The sequence below is a fragment of the Sphingomonas sp. LR59 genome (assembly GCF_036855945.1).
GTDB lineage: Bacteria > Pseudomonadota > Alphaproteobacteria > Sphingomonadales > Sphingomonadaceae > Sphingomonas.
Genome location: NZ_JASPFL010000001.1, coordinates 3950831 through 3966246, shown reverse-complemented (window position 1 = coordinate 3966246; position 15416 = coordinate 3950831). Strand labels below are relative to the sequence as shown.

9 protein-coding genes and 1 pseudogene are annotated in these 15416 nt (G+C 68.3%); 5 read left to right on the top strand and 5 right to left on the bottom strand.

Going from position 1 to position 15416, the window contains the following annotated elements; translation table 11 throughout:
- Positions 1 to 149 precede the first annotated feature (149 nt).
- The 4 genes and pseudogenes from QP164_RS18680 (at position 150) to QP164_RS18665 (ending at position 6545) form a co-directional block, all read left to right on the top strand.
- Positions 150 to 548 carry a hypothetical protein gene (locus QP164_RS18680; protein ID WP_333924079.1) on the top strand — a complete coding sequence of 133 codons (399 nt, stop codon included), beginning with the start codon at positions 150 to 152 and terminating at the stop codon, positions 546 to 548.
- Complete coding sequence (locus QP164_RS18675) at positions 545 to 1822, top strand: efflux RND transporter periplasmic adaptor subunit (RefSeq protein WP_435368368.1); 1278 nt, start codon at positions 545 to 547, stop codon at positions 1820 to 1822. The genes QP164_RS18680 and QP164_RS18675 overlap by 4 nt, the downstream gene beginning before the upstream one ends.
- Before the next feature lie 133 nt (positions 1823 to 1955).
- A pseudogene (locus QP164_RS18670) lies at positions 1956 to 5134 on the top strand (efflux RND transporter permease subunit).
- Between the two features lie 10 nt (positions 5135 to 5144).
- The gene (locus QP164_RS18665; protein ID WP_333924078.1) at positions 5145 to 6545 is read left to right on the top strand and encodes a TolC family protein; all 1401 of its coding nucleotides are present in this window, start codon (positions 5145 to 5147) and stop codon (positions 6543 to 6545) included.
- A gap of 113 nt (positions 6546 to 6658) precedes the next feature.
- Here QP164_RS18665 and QP164_RS18660 read toward each other — a convergent pair whose 3' ends face one another.
- The gene (locus QP164_RS18660) at positions 6659 to 9865 is read right to left on the bottom strand and encodes an autotransporter outer membrane beta-barrel domain-containing protein (protein WP_333924077.1); all 3207 of its coding nucleotides are present in this window, start codon (positions 9863 to 9865) and stop codon (positions 6659 to 6661) included.
- Between the two features lie 136 nt (positions 9866 to 10001).
- Here QP164_RS18660 and QP164_RS18655 point away from each other — a divergent pair, with 136 nt between their 5' ends.
- Complete coding sequence (locus tag QP164_RS18655; RefSeq protein WP_333924076.1) at positions 10002 to 10487, top strand: hypothetical protein; 486 nt, start codon at positions 10002 to 10004, stop codon at positions 10485 to 10487.
- Between the two features lie 41 nt (positions 10488 to 10528).
- On the opposite strand, the gene QP164_RS18650 is transcribed toward QP164_RS18655, so the two are convergent.
- From QP164_RS18650 to QP164_RS18635, 4 genes are all read right to left on the bottom strand, one after another.
- Positions 10529 to 12886, bottom strand: coding sequence for a TonB-dependent receptor (locus tag QP164_RS18650; RefSeq protein ID WP_333924075.1), 2358 nt, complete (start codon positions 12884 to 12886; stop codon positions 10529 to 10531).
- A 74-nt stretch (positions 12887 to 12960) separates the two neighbouring features.
- Complete coding sequence (locus QP164_RS18645) at positions 12961 to 13893, bottom strand: FecR family protein (protein ID WP_333924074.1); 933 nt, start codon at positions 13891 to 13893, stop codon at positions 12961 to 12963.
- A 51-nt stretch (positions 13894 to 13944) separates the two neighbouring features.
- Positions 13945 to 14457, bottom strand: coding sequence for a sigma-70 family RNA polymerase sigma factor (locus tag QP164_RS18640; protein ID WP_333924073.1), 513 nt, complete (start codon positions 14455 to 14457; stop codon positions 13945 to 13947).
- A 150-nt stretch (positions 14458 to 14607) separates the two neighbouring features.
- Entirely contained in the window at positions 14608 to 15414 is an 807-nt protein-coding gene (locus QP164_RS18635) for a hypothetical protein (RefSeq protein WP_333924072.1), read from the bottom strand.
- Between the last annotated feature and the right edge of the window lie 2 nt (positions 15415 to 15416).

Genomic DNA, 15416 nt, shown 5'->3' with positions numbered 1-15416 from the left:
TCGGCCAAACTTTCGAAAATTCCAAGCGGGCAAGCGCGGCACGGGGATGTGCCGGCAACGACCGCGCACGCCTTGCGACCAGCTGACGTCGGTGGACCGTCCACCGACGAAGGCCAGCGCTTGCCCAAAATCAAAAGGGGGACAATCCCATGGCTTATCTCGACCTCGACAACATGTTCGCCTCACCCGTCACCAGCCGTGCCCAGACGGTGGCGGCCCCTGCCCCGACCGGCTTTTCCGCGCTGGAATGGAGCGTCATCGCCCTCGCCAAGCGCGACACGTTGCGCAGCCTGTCCGGCCCCAGCCGCATGTCGCGGGCAATGGGCAGCCTGTTTGGCCTGAGCACCGCGTCGCGGCTCGCCGATCCCCGCCTCGAAGCGCTGCGCCGGATCGCGGTGTACGCCTGGCGCCGCGGTTTCGCGCTGCCGATGGCCGAGATTCAGAACTTCCTCGCCGCCGGCTTTGCCGAGGCACAGATCGAAACGCTCGTCGAGAGCGTGACCGGCATGCGCGTCGGCATCCAGCAGAAGCGGAGCATCGCAGCGTGAACCAGATGACCACGATCACGGCCGCGAACGACGCCGACGTCGTTTCGTCGCCACCTGCTGGCCGCCACCGACGGCCGGCGTGGCAGCGCGGCGCGATGGTGCTCGTGCCGATCGCGCTGCTCGGTGCGGTCGGCGTGAAGATGTTCGATCATCCCGACGCGGCGATGGCGGCGCCCCCGCCGGCCTCCGTCACGGTCGCGTCGCCGCTCGTGCGGCAGGTCAGCGAATGGGACGATTATGTCGGCCGGTTCGCACCGAGCAGGACGGTCGAGATCCGTCCGCGCGTCGCGGGCGAAGTCACCGGCATCCATTTCCGCGACGGCGAGATCGTCAGCAAGGGCCAGTTGCTCTTCACGATCGACTCCCGCCCGTTCGCAGCGGCGCTCGCCGAGGCGCATGCCAACGTCGCAAGCGCACGCAGCGCCTTGTCGCTGGCCCGCACCGATCTCGGTCGCGCGCAACGACTAGTTGCCGACGAAGCGGTCTCGGCAGGCGAAGTCGACGCCCTCCGCGGCCGGCTCGAAGCCGCTCAGGCCGCGCTCGCCGCGGCACAGGCTCGCGAGCGCGCACGCGCTTTGGATGTCGGCTTCACGCAGGTTCGCGCACCGATCGGCGGTCGTATCTCCGATCGCCGCGTCGATGCGGGCAACCAGGTCGCGGGCGGCGAAGGCACCGGCGGCACCGTGCTGACGACGATCAACGCGCTCGACCCGATCTACTTCACCTTCGACGGCTCCGAGGCGCTGTACCTCAAGACCCAGCGTGCGCGTCAGCCCGGCGCGACGCCGGCGGCGGTCGAGATCCAGTTGCAGGACGAGACCGAGCATCGCTGGAAGGGCAAGCTCGACTTCACCGACAACGGCCTCGACCAGCGGTCGGGGACGATCCGTGGCCGCGCGGTCCTCGCCAACCCGGGGTATTTCCTGACACCAGGCATGTTCGGCAACATGCGGCTTGCGAATGCCGGGACGCGACAGGCGCTGCTGGTGCCTGACGATGCGGTGCAGACCGATCAGGCGCGCAAGGTTCTGCTGACGATCGATGCGAAGAACGTCGTGAGCCAGAAGCCGGTCGAGCTTGGGCCGGTGGTCGATGGCCTCCGGATCGTGCGCTCGGGGATCGGGCCGAACGACCGGATCATCATCTCGGGGACGCAGATGGCGATGCCCGGCGCGACAGTTGCGCCAAAGGTCGGCCGGATCGTGGTCGCTTCGGGTGCGACAGCGCCAGCGTCCGTCCAGCCGATCTCGGGTGAGGCCACGCTTTCCAAGTAACCACCGTTCCCCGGCGAAGGCCGGGGCCCAGGTGGCATAGCGTTTCGAACTAATCACTGCTGTTCGCCCAACTGGGCCCGGCCTCCGCCGGGGAACGGCTGGTGCTGCGCGCCCCTCTACCGAGGAAATTCCCATGCGCTTCTCGCGCTTCTTCATCACCCGGCCGATCTTCGCGGGCGTGATCGCGGTGATCATCACGATCGTCGGCGCGATCGCCTACATGACGCTGCCGGTGTCGCAATATCCCGACATCGTCCCCCCACCGTCACCGTCAGCGCGACCTATCCCGGCGCTTCGGCCGAGACGGTCGCCGAAACCGTCGCCGCGCCGATCGAGCAGGAGATCAACGGCGTCGACAACATGCTGTACCAGTCGTCGCAATCGACCGGCGACGGCAAGGTCACGATCACCGTCACCTTCAAGATCGGCACCAACCTCGACGCTGCGCAGGTGCTCGTCCAGAACCGTGTTGCGGTCGCCGTCCCCCGCCTGCCCGAAGACGTCCAGCGTCTCGGCGTGGTGACGCGGAAGACGTCGCCCGACTTCCTGATGGTGGTGAACCTCGTCTCGCCCGACAACTCTCTCGATCGCGGCTACATCTCCAACTACGCGCTGACGCAGGTCCGCGATCGCCTGAGCCGCATCGACGGCGTCGGCGACGTGCAGCTGTTCGGCGCGCGCGACTATTCGATGCGCGTCTGGATCGATCCCGGCCGCGCCGCCGCACTCGACCTCACCGCCGGCGAGATCGTCGCGGCGCTGCGTGCGCAGAACGTCCAGGTCGCCGCCGGCACGCTCGGCCAGCCGCCCTATGGCAAGGGCAACAGCGCGTTCCAGCTCAACGTCGAGACGCAGGGCCGCCTGACCGATCCCAAGCAGTTCGCCGACGTCGTCATCCGGACCGACGCACAAGGCCGCCAGGTCCGCGTCTCGGACGTCGCCCGCGTCGAACTCGGCGCGCAGGATTACGGCGCGAACACCTATCTCAGCGGCAAGCCCACGGTCATCGCCGCGGTCTTCCAGCGCCCCGGCTCGAACGCACTCGGCGCGGCACAGGCCGTCACCGCCGAGATGGAGAGCATGTCGAAGCGCTTCCCCAAGGGCCTCGAATACAAGGTCATCTACAATCCGACCGAGTTCATCGCGCAGTCGATCGACGCGGTGAAGCACACGCTCTTCGAAGCGATGATCCTCGTCGTGCTCGTCATTCTCGTCTTCCTGCAGAAGTGGCGCGCGGCGATCATTCCGATCGTGGCGATCCCGGTCTCGCTGATCGGCACCTTCGCGGTGCTCGCCGCCGCCGGGTACAGCCTCAACAACCTGTCGCTGTTCGGCCTCGTCCTCGCGATCGGCATCGTCGTCGATGATGCGATCGTCGTGGTCGAGAATGTCGAGCGCAACCTCGAGCACGGGCTCTCCCCGTTGGAGGCGGCGCGCACATCGATGGACGAAGTGTCGGGCGCGCTGGTCGCGATCGTGCTCGTGCTCTGCGCGGTGTTCATCCCGACCGTCTTCCTCACCGGGCTGTCGGGCGCGTTCTACCGCCAGTTCGCGGTGACGATCTCGACCGCGACGATCATCTCGCTGCTGATCTCGCTGACGCTGTCGCCGGCACTCGCCGCGATGTTGCTCAAGCCGACTGCCCCCGCGGACTCGGGCAACCGCCTGACCCGCACCGTGCGGCGTGCCGGCGATGCCTTCAACCGCGGGTTCGAGCGGATGAGCGACAGCTATGCCCGCCTCACCGCCCGCCTCGTCACCGCGCCGAAGCGGATGATGACCGCCTATGCCGCGCTGATCGCGGTCACGGTCGGCGTGTTCATGGTCACGCCGTCGGGCTTCGTTCCCGCACAGGACCAAGGCTACTTCCTGACCGTCATCCAGCTTCCGCCCGGCTCGTCGGTCGAGCGTACCGACGCCGTCATGCAGAAGGTCGCGAAACGCATCCTGCCGCTCGCCGGCGTCAAGGGCGCGGTCATGCTCGCGGGCTTCGACGGCCCCTCGCAGACGCTCGCTCCCAACTCGGCCGCCGCGTACATCCCGCTGAAGAGCTTTGAGGAACGCAAGAAGCTAGGCGTTACGCTCGCGAGCATCATGGCGGAATCGCAGAAAGCGACCGGCGACATCACCGAAGCGCGCCTGCTGATCGTCCCGCCGCCCCTGATCCAGGGTATCGGCTCGGCCGGCGGCTATCGCTTGATGGTGCAGGACCAGGGTGGCCACGGTTACGCCGACCTCGGCAAGACGAGTTACGCGCTGATCGGCCAGGCGAACCAGACCAAGGGTCTCGCCCAGATCTACACGTTCTTCGACACCGCCACCCCGCGCATCTTCGCCGACGTCGATCGCGCCAAGGCCAATCTCCTTGGCGTCCCACCGGAGCGCGTGTTTGAGGCGTTGCAGGTCTATCTCGGCTCGGCGTTCGTCAACGACTTCAACCTGCTCGGCCGCACCTACCGCGTCACCGCGCAGGCCGACGCACCGTTCCGCAACACCACCGCGGATATCGCCAACCTCAAGACGCGCTCCAACTCGGGCCAGATGGTCCCGGTCGGCTCGGTTTCGACGTTCAAGGACAAGACCGGCCCGTACCGCGTCGTCCGCTACAACCTCTTCCCCGCGGTCGAGGTCGATGGCGACACCGCCAAGGGCTATTCGTCGGGCCAGTCGCTGGTCGCGATGGAGAAGCTCGCCGATGCGTCGCTCCCTGCCGGCTACGCGCACGAATGGACCGGCATCGCCTATCAGCAAAAGGCCGCCGGCAGCACCGCCGCGCTCGTCTTCGGCATGGCGGTGGTGTTCGTCTTCCTCGTGCTCGCGGCGCAATATGAGAGTTTGACGTTGCCGCTCGCGATCATCCTGATCGTGCCGATGTGTCTGCTCGCGGCGATGACCGGCGTGAACCTGCGAGGTATGGACAACAACGTTCTCACGCAGATCGGTCTGGTCGTGCTGATTGCGCTAGCCGCCAAGAACGCGATCCTGGTCGTGGAGTTCGCCAAGCAGGCCGAGGAACAGGACGGGCTCACCCCGGTCGAGGCGGCAGTCCGCGCGGCGAAGGACCGGTTGCGGCCGATCCTGATGACGAGCTTCGCGTTCATCCTCGGCGCCGTGCCGCTGGTGATCGCGACCGGTGCCGGTGCGGAATTGCGCCAGGCGCTCGGGACGGCCGTGTTCTTCGGGATGATCGGCGTGACCGGGTTCGGTCTGCTCTTCACCCCCACCTTCTATGTCGTCGCACGGGCGCTGGCACTGCGATTCGAACGCCGCCGTCCAGCCGCACCCGCCGCGGCCCTCCAGCCAGCCGAATAGGACCAGCACCATGAAGTCCGCCCTCCTCGCGAGCCTCTCGGCGCTGACGCTCGCCGCCTGCGCCGCCGGCCCCGACTACGTCACGCCGATCACCCCACCCAAGGCGGCGGCGTCGTTCGTCACCGCCAACGCCGCCACCGTCGCGACCGCGCCCGACAACGACTGGTGGCGGATGTACCGCGACCCGGTCCTCGACGGACTCGTCGCGGATGCGTTGGCAGCAAACACCGACCTCCGCGTCGCGGTCGCGCGGCTCGACAGCGCCCGCGCATCCCTGCGCGGCGCCAAGACCGACCGCGAACCACAGGTGAACGCCGGCGCCAGCGGCAATTACGCGCGCACCTCGCAACTCCAGAACCTGCCCGGCCTCGACCGCGAGCGCGCCACCTACGATGTCGGGCTCGACGTCAGCTATGAGGTAGATCTCGCCGGCCGAGTCCGCCGCAACGTCGAAGCCGCTCGCGGTGACGTCGGCGCGTCGCAGGCCGATGCGGACGCCGTCCGCGTCTCGATCGTCGCCGCCACAACCCGCGCCTATGTCGATGCAGCCTCGTCCGCCGAACGTCTCGCGGTCGCCCGGCGGATCGTCGACCTGCTCGACAAGTCGAACACGCTGACCGGCAAGCGCGTCGACGCCGGTCGTGCAGCCCGCCTCGACCAGGTCCGCATCGCAGCCCTGCGCGATCAGCGCGCCGCCAACATCCCGCAGATCGAAGCCGAGCGCCAAGCCGCGCTCTTCCGCCTCGCCACACTCACCGGCCGCACCCCGCAGGACCTGCCCGCAACCGCCGGCGCGCGCACCACCACGCCCCGCCTCGACCAACCGATCCCGATCGGCGACGGCGCGACCTTGCTCGCGCGCCGCCCAGACGTCCACGCCGCCGAACGCCGCCTCGCGGCCGCCACTGCCCGCATCGGCGTCCAGACCTCGCAACTCTATCCGCAGATCTCGCTGGGCGGGTCGATAGGCTCGACCGCACTCAGCGTAGGCGACATCTTCACCGGCGGGCCGATCCGCTGGCTGCTCGGGCCGCTGCTGAACTGGTCGCTCAACCAGTCGGCGGCCCGCGCGCGGATCGCCGGTGCCGAGGCGGACTCACGCGGCGCCCTCGCCAATTTCGACGGCAGCGTCCTCACCGCGCTCGAGGAAACCGAGACCGCGCTGTCGAACTACGCCCGCGAACTCGATCGCCGCACGCAGCTCCAGTCAGCACACGACAACGCCGCGACGGCCGCGCGCATCACCCGCGCCCGCCAGCGCGAAGGCCAAATCGATTTCCTCGATGTCCTCGACGCCGAACGTACGCTGGCCGACACCGACACGGACCTCGCCGCGGCGGATGCGCGGATCGTCGGCGCCCAAGTCGACCTGTTCCGCGCGCTAGGGGGCGGCTGGCAGACGCGCACCTGAAACTCCCTCCCCTTCAGGGGAGGGGTTGGGGTGGGGCTTCACCACGGGCGGCTCACGCGGGGAACTGCCCCACCCCCAACCCCTCCCCTGAAGGGGAGGGGAGCAGAAGTGCCTTACAACCCGATCTGCAAGCTCGCCCGCAGCGACAGCGCCACGCGGCCCTGTTGCTGCTCGGCGCCGAACTCGCCGCCCATCCGGAACGCCGCGCTGCCGCCGACCGCGCGCAGCTTGCCGACCCAGCCGCTGGTCCGCTCTTCCGGCGTCAGCGTGAACGACTGCCCGCCCTCGAACGACGCCGTCGTCGCCCCGAGTCCCCCACCGACCAGTTCGCGCCGACCGCCCTCGGCCTCGACTCGGAACCAGCCCTGGTCCGGGCTCAAGCCGCCGAAGTTCAGCCCCAGCGCCGTGCTGGCCGTCACCGCCAACTCGTCGCTCGTACGCGAGCGCACCACGAGGTCGATCGCCTTGCCGCCACCGGTCTCGCTGTAACCGTCCTCCTTGAGCTTGTAATAGTCGATCGCGAGCACCGGCCGGAACACGAACACGCCCTTGCCGCCGTCCCACGACACACCACCCGACGCGGAGTATAGCGTGCCGTTCCAGTCGCCCTTGGACGTGCGATCGACCGCCTCGCTGCCGATCGCGCCGCTGAACTGGCGGGTGCCGTCAAACGCTATCCGTGCCCCGGAAATGCGCGCATTGGTCTGAAGATCGCCCCAGTGGCCGCGCCAATATCCGGCCAGCTCATATTGGTTCGACCGCACTTCATTGTCGGTCCCGTCATCGGCATCCTGGCCGTTGAGATACGCGAGCGAAGTGCCGAAATTGCCGACGCCGGTCTTGTACTCCGCGCCTGCCGAAACGCCCCAGCCGGTGATGTCATAGCCCGCGGTATCGGCGATGCTCTTCGACGTTCCCCACGCGACTTGCGTCACCCAATAGCCCCATTTGCCCTCGTCCTTGAACGGGCCGTGCGGGTCGGCGAGCACGCGGGCGGTCGCGCGCGAGCCCATCGTGACCGCCTCGAACGTGCCGCCGGCATGGTCGGGCAGCATCTGGCGGACCGAGCCCCGGAATGCGTCGCCATCGGTGATGGTGAGGAACGCGCCGCCGACCTTCGCGTCGTTGCCGAGCGCCTTGTAGACCGCATCATAGGCCGACGCCTGCGAGCGATTGAAGCCGAGTTCGGTCGACGATTTGCGCAGCACGTCGACGGTCAGGTCGTTGCCGGTATTGGTCGCGATGCTGCCCTTGTAGAGGAAGGGCAACGCGGTCGTCGTCGCGGTCAGATTGGCCGCCCCCGTCAGCGTGCCGGCGCGCAGCACGACGTAACGCCCCTCCGCATCGACAACGCTGGTGAGCTTCAGCGCGAGCTTGGAATCTTTGTCGAAGGTTGCGGTGCCAGCGACCTGGATCATCGTGCCGGTGCCCCCGGTCTTGTCGAGCGTTACCGCCAGCACGCCGCCGCCAGTCACCGCCAGCGAGGCGATCGACGCAGCCTTGGTGATGTCGAGCGTGCCACCATTGACCGCAACCGCAAGCCCTTGCGCATTGGCGAGCGTGCCGGCGAAGCGCGCGGTGCCGCCGAGAGTCAGCGTATCGCTGCCACCGCCGAAGTCCGCCGCACCGCTGAACACCGACGTACCGGCGAGCGTGAGCGCGTCATTGCCCGCGCCGAACACCGCGCCGCCGGTGAAGGTCGCATCGCCTGAGAGCGAGAGCCGGTTGTTGCCGGTGCCGAACCGTGCGGTGCCGGCGACGGTGCCGTCGGCAACGTCGAACAGGTCGTTGCCACTACCAAAGCGCACGTCACCGACGATCGCGGGCGCGGCAATGCCGGTCGCGACCGCGGTCTGGCGGACGATCGTGCCGGTGGTGTTCGCCGACAGGTCGATCGCGACGTTGCGCTCGGAAGTGGCGAGCGCACCCGCTGCGCCGATCCCGCCGCTATTCTCCACCAGCGTCACCGTTCCCGACCGGTCGAGGATGCCGATCGCCGTACCGTCGGCGGCCTGCGCGGTGGCCTTGATCGTGCCGCTGTTGCGGATCGTCGCGACCGAGGCACCGGTGTCGACGAGGACCGCGGTCGAGCGCGATGCCGCCGTGCCGCCGCCTGCTGCCGAGATCGTGCCGGCGTTGCGGATCTCAGCGATCGACGCACCGCTGCCGAGCTTCAACGCGGTTGCGCTCGCGCCGTTCGCCGCCGCCGCCACGGTCCCGTTGATGCCGATCCCGCCCGCGATCGTCACCGTGCCGCCGAGCCCGCCGATCGCGAGACCGGTGCCTTCGACGCCGCCATAGACACCGCTCCCCGCGATCCCGCCGTCGATGATCAGCCCGAAACCGGTGCCAGAGCCCGCCACCGCACCGATCGCCACCGTACGCGTTGCCGAGCCGATCTGCACCGCGGGCGCCGCGCCATAGGAGGTGATCGCCGCCGAACCTTCGGTGCTGTCGAGCAGTCCGTCCTTGTCCTCGTCGGTATCGGTGGTGCTCGCATCCTTTGGCGGGACCGCGAAGATGATCCCGCCCGAGACGTTGCCGGCGACGATCAATGCGGAGCCGCCCTGCAACAGGTCGTCGGCGTCGAGCTTGCTGGTATCGGCGGGCGCGGTCACCGACCGATAGCCGGTCGAGCCCAGCGCGCCCTGGACGACGAGCGCGCCTGCTATGTCGCCATCGACACGCGCGGCGACTGCGCCTTGCCCGATCGCCGCGATCGTGCCGGCGAGCCGGACGTTTCCAGTGACGTCGGCGATCCGCACGCCGGTCGATCCGTCGCCGGTGATCGAGGTCTGGCCGTCATGCGTGAACGCGCCGGTCAGCGGTCCGCCGAGCCAGATGCCGGCGGAGTTGTTGCCCTCGATCGTGATCGCGCCGCTGTTGACGATCGCGCCGGTATACGCGCCCGCGGTGCGGATCCCGGTGCGGCCGGTGCCCGCCGCGAACGGGCCGTCGAGGTCGCCGTCCTTGTCGGTGTCGGTGGCCGTGTAGCTCTCGTCGATGATGATCTTGCCCGCCGCGGCGTTGGTGATGCCGCCGCCGGTGCCCGCATTGGCGAGGATGCCGGTCGAACCGTCGGCGTTGGTGACCTGGATCGTGCCTTCGTTGACGACCGAATTGATGCTGTCGACGGTCACCGCGGTGCCGCTGGTCGGCGTGACCGACCCGGCCGCGACGATCTTGAGGTTGTCGGCCGCGCCTGCCTTGATCGTCGAGGTCCGCACCGCATCGGTCCGCTTGGTGTCGATGACGGTCTGCGCATGGGCGCCCGTCGTCACGGCAAACAGGCAGGTGGTGGTCAACAGGAGACGACGCATACGGAACCCTTTTCGATGTGTTTTCGAAGAGAGGACGGAGGCGTGGCCCGCTAACCTTGAACTGCGGTGCATTATCGCGCGGCACCAGGATCGCGGCGGCGCGTTATCGGCTCGATAATTTCAGGGAATTGCCAGCATGATCACCACTATCGCCGAACTCGACCGCATCCGCGACGACAGCAAGCGTCTCGTCACGACGCGCTCGATGATGTCGGCGGGCGCGGCGGTGGTGCCGATCCCCGGCGCGGATATCGTCGCGGACATCGGCCTGCTTACCAAGCTCCTGCCCGAGATCAGCAAGCGCTTCGGGCTCGATCACGATCAGGTGAAGACGATGGAGCCGCAACTCGCGCAGCAGGCGCTGGTGATGGCGTCGAGTCTGGGCAACACGATGATCGGCCGGATGGTGACCAAGCGCATCGTCGCCGCCCTGCTGCGTCGCGTCGGCGCTCGCGTGGCGGTCGGATCGATGGCGAAGTTCATCCCGTTTGCGGGCTCGGCGGTGGCCGCGACGATCAGCTTCGGCGCGATGAAGCTGGTCGGCAATTCGCACGTCGATGACTGCTACAAGACGGCCCTCGCACTGCTCCCTGCCGACCAGCGCGCACTGGCGAAGGTCTGAGCTTTGATCCTCCCCCGCCAGGGGGAGGATCGAACGGTTAGCTAGAACGCAGCGTCCAGCCCGATCCGCACCGTCCGCGGTCTCTGCGGCGTAATCTGCCCGCTGCCCACTTGGAACGGCGTCCCCAGCGCGAACCGGTTGCCGACGCTGTCCGTCAGGTTCGTCACGCCGAGCGTCACCCCCAACGAACTCCTCCCGACCCGCGCGGTCAGCGCGGTATCGAGATAATCCCCCTGCTCCTCGCCGAGCACGGGCCCCACGCCCAGCCGCGATCGACCGACATAGCGTGCCCAACCATAGACCCGCAGTTCCAGATCGCGGCCGACATCGCGTCGGTAATCCGCCCCCAGCCGCCCGGCGTAGCGCGCGATGTTCGGCACCTGGCTCATCCGCGCGAGCGCCACGAACAGATTGGCACTGGGTTCGGTCACGCGGCTGTCATTGTAGGTGAAGCCCGCGTCGAGCGTCAGCCCCGCGACCGGCTTCCACCCGCCGGTTGCGCTGAACGTCCAGATCCGCCCGTCACCGATATTGGCAGTACTCGGCAGGCCCGTGGCGTCGATGAAGTCCGCCTGGATATCCTGCCAGATCGTGTGCGACACGCTTGCCGACAGATACGCGCTGTCGACCCCTGCCAGCCCATAGCGCACGCCGCTCTCCAGCGTCCGCACGCGATCATTCTCGAACCGCCGCACGAAATCGCTCTCGATCGCGAGGCCTCCCGGACGGAATCCCTGTTGATATCGCCCATACAACGACAATTTTGGCAGCACCGCGGCGATCAGCGAGGCGGACGGCAGCACGCTCGTCTCGATCCGGTCTGCGGTCACGCGCGCGCGGGCCAGCGCAACCGTCTCCAGCCGCGCCGGCGCGATGTCCTCACCAGTCCCGGCCAGCGATGCCCGCGTGACGCGCGCGCCCGCCGTCGCGGTCAGCCCGCGGACCAGTTGCACGCTACCCTCGCCGTACAGCGTCGCCTCGTCGATGCTGTTGGTCACGCCCGTCACCGGCGCAGGCGCATCGACCGGGCCGAGCGAGCGCGACAATCTCGTGCGATTATGCGTGAAGCTGCCGCCGACAACCCAGCCAAAGCCGTTCCGCATCGGCCGCCATACCCGCGTCTCGTTCGCGATCATGTCGGTCGCATTGCGCTGGGCGAACACACGCGGGCTGCCCGCAGCTGTCGTCAGGGGACTGCCGAATGCAGGCCCGTTGGTAACCGGTAGCGTCGGATCGACTACTGGCAGGGTCGCATCGTACCGTTCGGTCAGCGTCTGGCGGACGATCCCGGTCGAGGATCTGACCTTTAGCCCGCCGATCGCGCCCGATACGACGACCTGCCCCATCATGTAATCCGCGGAGAAGCCCTGCACGATCGCGCTCGACCGTGTCAGAGCAGGCGCATCGCGATCGGCATATTGGCTGTCGTCGCCCTTGGTCCATTGCCCGATCCCGCCGAGATCGACGGTCCAGCCGCTCCCCGCATCGAGCCGAAGCATCGCGCGTCCGCCACCGATCCGAGTCCGGTTGACGTCGCGCCGGTCGAGCACCGGATTGTCGATATACCCGCCCTCGCTCACCCCGTATCCCACGACGCGCAGCGCCACCCGCTCGCCGAGCGGCACGTTCAGCGTCGCGCCCAGGTCCGCACCTGGATCGCCGTGCCATGTCGCCGAGAGCCCGCCCGCGATCGACGCGGAGACCGCGCCCAGCTCCGGCGCGTTCGGCACGGTACGGATGATCCCGCCGAGCGAGCCCGCGCCGTACAGCGTGCCCTGCGGCCCTTCGAGCACCTCGACCGATGCGATATCGTACAGCCGCAGATCGGGATCCGGCGCGTTGTAGCTCAGCCGCAGGTCACCGAAATACTGGCCCACCGTCGTTTGCGTAGGCCCGGTGAAGCTGGAATCGGCAATCCCGCGGATGAACAGCTTGTTGCGCCCCGCCCCCAAATGCGTCGACGATACGCTGGCCAGCCGCGCGAGGATCGCCTCGGTCCCGCCCGCACCGCCGAGCGCGAGATCGACCCCGTCGAGCAACGCTACTTGGCCTGCGAAATCGCGCAACCTGACGTCGCGCTTGCTGCCGGTCACAACGACGTCCGCACCTTGTAGCGTCGCGGAGGCCACGGGAACGGGTTTAGCCTGCTTCACCCGAACGGAGACACGTGGCGCACGGCCCACAAGCCGCCATCCGAGCGGTCCCGCTGCGACGACATCGGCGTTCGCTGCAGTCGCCAACCGATCGAGCGCCTCTCGTGCGGTCATCCGCCCGCGCACCGCGGGTACGCGCCGCCCCCATAGCCCCGGATCGCCGACGACGATGCTCGTTCCCGACTGCCGCCCAAGTGCCAGCACCGCGTCCCCGAGCCGCCCCGCCGGCAAATCGACCGCCGGCACTCTAGTAGTTAGAGGGCCCGCTTGCGCAGGAGCGGCGACGGCGAGCGCCGCGACGACCAGACATCCGCGCATCCTCACGAGCGCGTGGACATCACCCAGTGACCGCCGGTCTTGCGGATCGCGACACCCAGCAGCGGCGCGGCGAGCCGGGGATCGCCCGCCAGCTTGGCGGTCGCGATGCTGCCGCTGAACGGCCGCTTCGCCACGGTCGGGTCGGCGCGCAGGTCGACGCCCAGCGCGCGCGACAGGTCGTCCGCCACCTCCGCCAGCGTCGCGCCCTCATAGGCCAGCACGCTGTCGCGCCACGATCCGACGCTGGCGACATCGACGGCCGTGACGGTCGCCGTGCCGTCGCGCACGAGCAGCCCCTGCCCCTTTACGAGCCGGATGCCTTCGCGTCCCGGATTGTAATCGACCGCGCCCTCCGACACGGCGACGCGTGTTTCATCCCGCGCGAACTTCACGTCGAACGCGGTGCCGACGTCGACCAGCCGCGCGCCGCCGACGCTCACCTCGAACGGATCGCTATCGTCGTGCCGGATTACGAACATCGCCTCGCCGCGTTCCAGCGTCGCGATCCGCGGGTCGTCGCGATCCAGCATCAGCCGCGTCGCACCGCCCATCGCGATGCTGCTGCCGTCAGCGAGCCGAACCGTCCGCATCGCCCCCGCCGCCGTCTCGACGGAATAGGGGTGCGTCCTCGTCTGGGTCGCTTCATAGCCGACGAAGAGCGCCAAAGACGCCGCGATCGCCCCGCCGGCCCAGACCGGCCAGCGGCGACGCGCGGCTGTCACGACGACCGGCGCGGCCTGGACGGGCGGTACGGCGGCCGCCATATCCTCAAGATCCGCCGATATCGCATGATACGCTGCCGCATGACGCGGGTCCGCCTCCAGCCACGCCTGGAACGCCGACCAGTCGTCGAACGCATCGCTGCCGGTCCGGACGACCCAGTCCAGCGCCGCCAAGTCCAGCGCGCGTGCGTCGATATCGTCATGCTCCGCCATCATGGCCTCCTATAGCCGAAGACGGAGGCGATCGCGTACGCCCTTGAAGATTCACGACTCATAGCGGCGCTTCGCCTCGATCATCGCGCGGTAGGCTTTCCGGAGGTCGCCCTCGACGGTGCTGAGGCTCACCCCGAACTCCGCGGCGACCGCGCGTTGCTCGACCCCGTCGATGCGGTGGCGCCGGAAGATCCGCGCGGCCCGGTCGCCGACCGATTGCAACGCCGCCTCCGCAAGCGCGGCCTCTTGGCGCGAGATCACGACGCGTTCGGCGGACGGCTCCTCGGACCGATCGAGCGAAGGCCCGCCCGTCGCCTCGGTCCACGCCCGATCGCGCTTCTCCGCCTGCCGCGCCGCGCGGTGGCGATCGAGCATCAGATTGTTCGCCATCCGGTACAGATACGACAGCGGCGATGCGATCGGCCCGCTCGGCGCCGTCTGGATCCGCACCCACAGTTCGTGCAGCAGATCCTCGGCCGCATCGGCCGCGCCGAGCGAGCGGATAAACCGCAGCAGCGCATCGCGGTTTGCGAGAAAAACGGCCTCAAGGCCCGAGGAATCCATGTTTCGCCCGTGTCGTTAGGCCGCCGATCGGCGCTCGACGGCACCGTGTTCCCGGCGGGACGTACCGCGCTTGCCCCGGACGTACAATGAGCACGACCTATCGCACCTCCGAGGCAAGGCACCGAGATCCGCCCGAATCCGGTAATGCGGCTAGATCCTACGCGATCCGCGCGGCATCAACCGATATTCCGGATGATCGCTCTGCACCGCGGCCAGGTGCGCATCCATGACCTGTCGCATCGCCTCTGCGGTGTTGGCGATACCGGGGCCAGGCGCCCCGTCCTGATTGAGCGATCCACAGTTGCAGGGTGGATCGAGCAACGCGACGATCCCTCGCTCCATCGCGCGGAGGTGCGGATCGAGCGTAGCCTTGTCCATCCCCGCCAGCCGACCGTGCAGCGATGGCCGCAAATATACGAAGGCGAACCGCGCCAGCATCGCTTCGTCGAGTAGCGCGAAGTCGTCCCAGTGCCGCGCCGCGAACCGGAACTTTTCATAGTGCATTTGCAGTGCGCCGGCCGTCTTCGATAGGCGCGCGCGATCCGCCGCCAACAGCAGGTCGCCGAGGCGGGACGGCGCGTCGTCGCCAATCTGGTTGAGTGCCCGTTCGCCGATCGTGACGCCGTGACCGCGAAAGCTCATTCCCGCGATATGCTTGGTCCAGCGTTCACGGGCGACGTTGCCATTGGTCGGCCGGCCGATACCCGCAAACGTGCCGATATAGAAAAGCTCCCGGTCCCAGAAACAGGCATAGATCCCCGGCCCGCTATGCCCGTCGCGCGCGATCGCCCGCTGCCCGGCGTCGATGGGCCGGTAGTCGACGCGCAGGTTTGCCAGCGCATGCGTGCCGGGCGTACTCACGGTCCGCAGTCCGAGCAGGTCGTCGCCGCGGATCGAGATCGTCGGCAGGACCATCGGGCTGATCTGTTCACCCTCGATATTGTGATAATAGTTCATCG

What these genes read in the sequence shown, in the direction of transcription:
- QP164_RS18680 (WP_333924079.1), top strand. Translation starts at nt 150, where the DNA reads ATGGCTTATCTCGACCTCGACAACATGTTCGCCTCACCCGTCACCAGC.
- QP164_RS18665 (WP_333924078.1), top strand. Translation starts at nt 5,145, where the DNA reads ATGAAGTCCGCCCTCCTCGCGAGCCTCTCGGCGCTGACGCTCGCCGCC.
- QP164_RS18660 (WP_333924077.1), bottom strand. Translation starts at nt 9,865, where the DNA reads ATGCGTCGTCTCCTGTTGACCACCACCTGCCTGTTTGCCGTGACGACG.
- QP164_RS18655 (WP_333924076.1), top strand. Translation starts at nt 10,002, where the DNA reads ATGATCACCACTATCGCCGAACTCGACCGCATCCGCGACGACAGCAAG.
- QP164_RS18645 (WP_333924074.1), bottom strand. Translation starts at nt 13,893, where the DNA reads ATGGCGGAGCATGACGATATCGACGCACGCGCGCTGGACTTGGCGGCG.
- QP164_RS18640 (WP_333924073.1), bottom strand. Translation starts at nt 14,457, where the DNA reads ATGGATTCCTCGGGCCTTGAGGCCGTTTTTCTCGCAAACCGCGATGCG.
- QP164_RS18635 (WP_333924072.1), bottom strand. Translation starts at nt 15,414, where the DNA reads ATGAACTATTATCACAATATCGAGGGTGAACAGATCAGCCCGATGGTC.